A 5,955-nucleotide genomic window follows, 5' to 3' on the forward strand; every position below is an offset into this window, starting at 1 on the left:
ATTAGTAGGCAGTCGCTGGGGGTCAGCTTGCTCCGCAATATCCAGGAATTGGAAAAACTGGTTGAATGGAGGGGTAAACCGGAGAAAATTAGGTCTGATAACGGCCCTGAATTTATATCGGAAAAAATGAGGGAATGGTGTACTGAAAATGGGATTGATTGGGAATTCATCCAACCGGGTAAGCCTACCCAGAATAGTCTGATTGAACGCTTTAACCGGACTTTCCGCCAAGACGTGCTGGACAGCTATATGTTCGAACGACTTTCAGACGTCAGGAAATACGCAAACGCTTGGGCATGGATGTACAACAATCAGAGGCCACATTCTTCCTTAGGGCAATTAACACCTACGGAATTCCTGTTGAAATATGGAAAACTCTCCGAGTTTCCCACATTCCAACAGGACAACAACAACAATTCTGATTGGAATTCTTTAGTTTTGGGTGTAGCTAGCTAAGGGAAGATTACAACAGTACAACAAAATGGATTTTGACAAACTAATATTTTCGGTTGCTTACAATATGACAGGCGACTATGAAACAACCAAAGATGTTGTTCAGGATATCAATTTGAAATTCTTGGAAAACCCCATACCCGAAACCATTGCCGACAAAAGAAATTACATTATCAGAACAACGATTAACCATTGTCTAAATCTGAAAAAACGAGAGCAACGACTGCAATACAAAGGACTTTGGCTACCCGAACCGTTTGTATCAATCGGGGACAACACAAATCCACTTTCAAAATTTGAAGCACAAAATTTACTTTCCTACGAGTTGGCTTTTCTAATGGAGCAACTTTCGCCAACCGAAAGAGCCGTTTTTGTCTTACGAGAAGCGTTTGATTTTAGCCACAAGGAAATTTCGGAAGCGATAAATATTTCTGCCGACAATTCAAGACAGCTTTTCAGTCGGGCGAAAGGAAAAGTTGCAGACATCAAACACGAATCCGTTGCAAACACAGCTTCTTTGGAAATTGCGAAAAACTTCGTTTCGCTCATCAGTCAAGGAAATATGGAAGCGTTGATAGCTTTGTTTAATGACGAAATTTCTTTGCTTGGAGACGGTGGCGGCAAAGCACCTGCACTTGCAAAACCACTTTTCGGAAAAGAACAAATTGCCCAATTCTTCCTCAAACTTATTCACAACACAACCCTTTTACCCGAATTTTCTCTTACCGAAATTTTATCGCAACCTGCCGTTGTTATTCAACTCAATGGGGAAATAATTTGTGTGCAGGTTTTGTCGCTTAACGAAAATAAAATCTCACAGATTTTTGCGGTTTTAAATCCTGATAAACTCAATGCTTTTAAAAAAAGTTTGAAAGTTTTGTCACATAGTTGACAACAAGTTTGTTTTAGTCCTGTAATAAATTAAAACACAGGAATATGGACAATACACAAGCATTTCTACCGCCAATAGAAAAGCCCAAAGGCTTAATGATGAAATTGGTTTACTACCTTACCAAAAGGCAACTTGGAAAGGTTATCACACCTGTAAAGGTATTTTCGGCAAGGTTGCCCATGGCCTTTGGAATGATGGGAACAAAAGTTTATCAGTTGGACAAAAAATTAGTGATACCGAAAGAACTGATTTTTCTAATCCGACATCAGGTTGACCGAATGAATGTCTGCGATTTTTGTATGGACATTGGCAGATACAATGCAATGAAAGAACTGATGAACGAAGAAAAATTTAACGCCATAAACGAGTATAATGCAAGTCCACTTTTTAGCGATGCTGAAAGGGCTGCATTGGATTACGCAACGGAACTCACGAAAGAGAAAAAAGTTAATCCACAAACTTTTTCAAGAATGGCAAAATACTATTCCGAGCGGGAAATTTGTGAAATCGTTTACCTCATTTCCAGCGAACACCTATCCAACATAACCAACATTGGATTAAACATACATTCTGATATGTTTTGCGATATCAGCAAAAGAAAAGTAGTTCAAAGCCGATAATAATGAAAATAAGAACCGACAAGAAAAGTAATGCCGCAACGAAAAAGTCACGACACAAGGGTAAAAGTATTGGGACAAGAAAAAGGGCTTAAAGCCCTTTTCCATAATACTGATAGAAATATCTCCCGTCTTGTTCGTCCATTTTTTGATAAGGTTTTCTTTTAGGGTATCCAAAAATTTGGTTTTATTAATTTTTCGGGATTTGAGTTCCGTGAACATATGGTAGAAATCTCCTAAATCAACAGTATAAGTGCTTCGCTTGGGTCTGTGATTACCTTTGCCAGTCTGCTACTTCATCTACTACCGCAATGGCTTCAATTTCAATAAGCGCATCAGGAGAAAATAGGGATGACACTTCAAAAATAGTATCCGCTGGATAAGGAGCGGTAAAATATTTGCCCCTCAATTCTACAATCTTCTCGAAGTTCCCCATGTCTCGGAGCATGATGGTGACCTTAACAACATTCTTCAAACTCGAACCTCCGGCTTTCAATACCTCGTCCAAATTTTCAAAAGCCTTTTTTGCCTGGGCATCAAAGTCACCTATGCCTATCAGCTTCCCATTATCCCCGATAGCGGTCTGCCCCGAAATAAACAACAAGTCGCCAACTCGATGCCCCTGTGCCAAACGGAACGGTTCATAAGTGTCCGGCGTAATTTTAATCTGTGAAATTTTCATTTTTTCTTTATTTAACGTTTGAGATGTGTTCGTTTGTGCGAACGTTTTTCCTGTGATGACACATAGCGAAAACAATGCGCCGATAACCAATAGCCTGCTCATTTTCATTGTTCCCTGTCTAATTATTTTCAAGGTTTAATTCTTTGATAATTTTCCGTGTATGGCTGAGGGTTGCTTCCGGCCATAACATATCACGGTGAAAAGGAATTAACGGTAAACCATTCAACGTTTTTACTACCCAATGAGAGTCCGCTAAAGCTGCTCTACCGATGGAAAGTAAGTCAGCGTGATTGTTGTTCAGAGCCGTTTCAGCCTTATCGAGATGGTGAAACCCGCCGTTGGCTATCACAGGGACACCAGTTGTATCACGGATAACCGACGCCAAGGATATTCCCTCCCCGAAAAAGCTATCCCTTTCCCATTCTCCCGTCTGCACCGCTACATGGACAAAGTCGGGTTGGCTCTTCTTTATTTCTTTTGCAAGTTCTCTGGCGGTTTCGATACCGTCTGCCCAACGGTAAGTGAGGTTGTTTACTTTTCCCTCCGAGACCCGCAAACCGACAATAAAATTCGATGGTACTGAAGACTTTATGTCCGCGATAATTTCAGCAATTACACGAAAGCGGTTTTCTATCGTACCACCGTATCGGTCTTTTCGGAGGTTCAGTTCCGGTGTAAGGAACTGGTCTAACAGATAACCATTCGCACCGTGAATTTCTATACCATCAAAGCCCGCTTTATGAGCATTTATTGCACTGTCAATAAAGCCCTGTTGCATTCTTTGAATATCCGTCAAGTCCATTTCTTTCGGAACCGGGAAACTTCCCTCTCCACCGTATGCAACGGCTTTTGTTCCTACAGGTTGAAGTGCAGAAGGAGCTAAAGTGTTTTCGCTACATTGCGATAACGCACCTCCGTGCATTAACTGTGCGAATATCAAGGAAGGCGAACGATGGACAGCACGGGTTACTTTTGCCCACGATCTGCGTTGGTCAGCGTTAATAATTGCGGGCTGATTATTGTAACTTTGGCTACCGTAAATATCGGTATAGATACCCTCGGTAATGATAACGGCGAACCCACCGTTGGCGAAAGCGGAATAGTAATCCACCATTTCATCGGTGGTCAAACCGTCTGCCGTAGCACTGACACGCGACATTGGAGCAACTACGGCTCGGTTAATCAAATCTCTTTGCCAAATATTGGCTTTCTGGAAAATAGGGTGATGTTTCATTGCTTCTTAAATTTTATGAAGCAAAATTCCCAGTTATTGGTTTAGAAAAAATTGACGTAGGTCAAGAGGATTTATATTTTTTTCGCACCCTGCTTAAAAACTCTGCTGACACCCCTAAATATGATGCTATTAAATATTGGGGAACTTTGGATGCGATGTTTGGATAGGTTTCTAAAAAATCATAGTATCGGCTTTCTGCGTCGCACATATTATTATAGATAATCCTCTTTTGAAGTGTCCCCAAATAGCTTTCCAATATTATCCGAAAGTACCGCTCCAAATAGGGAAGTTCTGTCAGTAGCTTTTGAAAGGAATAATAGCTGATTTGTAAAACGGTTGTTTTCTCTATGGCTTGTATGTTGTATATGGATGGTTTCTGCTTGGAAAAACTATCTAGGTCGGAAGCCCACCAATCGTCAATAGCAAAAAAGAGGATTTCCTCATTCCCGTTTTCAGCGTTGATATAAAAGGCTTTTAACGCGCCCGAAACGACATAACTATCGTAACGACAGGTATCGCCGTTACGTAAGAGATAGTCACCCTTTTCCAGTGTTTTCTCCGTCCAAAAACGCTCGAAAGTCGAAATTTCCTCTTGGCTAAGGTTTATGTGTTTCGAGATGTTTTTCAACAAAGCGTTTTCAACCATAGCATTTTTTTCCTCAATTGGGATTTTGCAAATTTACAAAACCAATCCTTTCACTTCACGATCTCCTTCTTTTCTTTATTCGTTTGGCAAACTGCTCTTCTTCGCAACCCTCGCCCTGTGCATCGGGTAACAGGCTGAACTGTAAGCTTCCTCAATTTTTCCCTTATTTACCCAAAGAAGAAACCTATCATCTTTATCTTTCGTATACCCTATGATTAAATCTCCAATGAAATCCATGTGCTCGTTAAAGCACGACTCATGCTCAATTTGATTAAAGACGGTTTTCGTTAGCCGTTTGTTGCCTATGACAACCTCTCTAACAGTCACATTCAATTGCGTCAATTTATATCATTTATTGGTTGTTTGGAACAATAAAGATATATAACTTATGTGGAATATTTCTTCTTTTGGCTTACCGCCTTTATCCCGACATTTATAGAAATTTTTGAGTATGCCGAAAAAAATTATATCCGGAGAATTAGCGAGCTTAAATCCAAAAGATTTTACTTTGGAGGAAGTTTTAGATATTATAGGACAACTCATTGACCTTGCATCAGATGAAGGGAACCGTGCTTTCCTTGATAAAGTCTTTTTATTATCGGAAGCGATAGATATTGATCGATTGGACAACCCTCACCAAATGCACTATCACTATTTTTTGGCCAATGCTTGGGCTACAAAACGACACTTCAATAGATTTGAAACCGAAGAAAGCTGGGACTACGATCAGGAAGAACTTACCAAAGAACTTTACCACCTACGAAAATGTATATCCATACCTGGATTCAAGGACACTATAAAGGAATTTAAATACGAGGTTTACACCAATTTAGGCAACCATTTTTCCCATGTCGGCAGATTTGTAGAAGCACATGAGTATTGGAAAATAGCGTTGAAAGTGACCCCGGATTTTCCAATGGCACTGGGAAATCTGGGGCATGTACTATATGGCTATGCCGGATGCCTATACGACGACTCACATCGAAATATCTTCATGTACCATTCGCACAAGTCACTCAAAAGCGCATTAATATGGAAAGACCATATCTATCCAGCAGCATACAGTTCGTTCTTACGACTTTATCAACTTATTCGTACCCACTGGCCAACAGAATACCTAGACAGAGAGCACTCCTTTGACTATGATTTGGGTACGGATAAAAGACTAGCCAATTACCGAAAATGGTGTCTAGATAAAACCTTATATATTAATCCCCTTAATGACCTCGCACCTTACAACATCGCCTGCCAAGATATTCTGCATTTGCCGAGTATGGCAGTTACACCAGACGACGTCAAATAAAAGCAATATTTTTACTCCACCCTACGAGCTACAGACTTAAATGGCTTCCAAAGAAATAATATGCAGAAAAAACTAAGAGACGTTTTAACCCGGATTATGCATTAGAATAAATGAGTTTAGGGGGTAGC

The 5,955-nt window shown here is 40.3% G+C and carries 8 protein-coding genes; 4 read left to right on the forward strand and 4 right to left on the reverse strand.

The window, feature by feature from the left end; genetic code table 11:
• The 3 genes from NGM62_RS21325 to NGM62_RS21335 all read left to right on the forward strand — a co-directional run.
• The coding region (locus NGM62_RS21325) for an integrase core domain-containing protein (protein WP_262250335.1) at nt 1-456 on the forward strand (456 nt) is incomplete at its 5' end.
• A gap of 25 nt (nt 457-481) precedes the next feature.
• Nucleotides 482-1,345: a sigma-70 family RNA polymerase sigma factor gene (locus NGM62_RS21330; RefSeq protein WP_262250336.1), complete on the forward strand. Its 864-nt coding sequence runs from the start codon at nt 482-484 to the stop codon at nt 1,343-1,345.
• A gap of 44 nt (nt 1,346-1,389) precedes the next feature.
• Complete coding sequence (locus tag NGM62_RS21335) at nt 1,390-1,965, forward strand: carboxymuconolactone decarboxylase family protein (protein ID WP_262250337.1); 576 nt, start codon at nt 1,390-1,392, stop codon at nt 1,963-1,965.
• Here NGM62_RS21335 and NGM62_RS22330 read toward each other — a convergent pair.
• The 4 genes from NGM62_RS22330 to NGM62_RS21355 all read right to left on the reverse strand — a co-directional run bounded on the left by NGM62_RS22330 (nt 1,903) and on the right by NGM62_RS21355 (nt 4,524).
• The gene (locus NGM62_RS22330) at nt 1,903-2,184 is read right to left on the reverse strand and encodes a hypothetical protein (protein WP_390938266.1); all 282 of its coding nucleotides are present in this window, start codon (nt 2,182-2,184) and stop codon (nt 1,903-1,905) included. The two genes, NGM62_RS21335 and NGM62_RS22330, sit on opposite strands and share 63 nt — an antisense overlap.
• A gap of 52 nt (nt 2,185-2,236) precedes the next feature.
• Complete coding sequence (locus tag NGM62_RS21345; RefSeq protein ID WP_262250338.1) at nt 2,237-2,752, reverse strand: RidA family protein; 516 nt, start codon at nt 2,750-2,752, stop codon at nt 2,237-2,239.
• A gap of 10 nt (nt 2,753-2,762) precedes the next feature.
• The gene (locus tag NGM62_RS21350; protein WP_262250339.1) at nt 2,763-3,878 is read right to left on the reverse strand and encodes an NADH:flavin oxidoreductase; all 1,116 of its coding nucleotides are present in this window, start codon (nt 3,876-3,878) and stop codon (nt 2,763-2,765) included.
• A gap of 61 nt (nt 3,879-3,939) precedes the next feature.
• Nucleotides 3,940-4,524 carry a Crp/Fnr family transcriptional regulator gene (locus NGM62_RS21355; RefSeq protein ID WP_262250340.1) on the reverse strand — a complete coding sequence of 195 codons (585 nt, stop codon included), beginning with the start codon at nt 4,522-4,524 and terminating at the stop codon, nt 3,940-3,942.
• A 451-nt stretch (nt 4,525-4,975) separates the two neighbouring features.
• On the opposite strand from NGM62_RS21355, the gene NGM62_RS21360 reads away from it, so the two are divergent.
• Entirely contained in the window at nt 4,976-5,827 is an 852-nt protein-coding gene (locus NGM62_RS21360; RefSeq protein ID WP_262250341.1) for a hypothetical protein, read from the forward strand.
• Nucleotides 5,828-5,955 lie beyond the last annotated feature (128 nt).

The organism is Parapedobacter soli (assembly GCF_025460835.1).
GTDB lineage: Bacteria > Bacteroidota > Bacteroidia > Sphingobacteriales > Sphingobacteriaceae > Parapedobacter > Parapedobacter soli.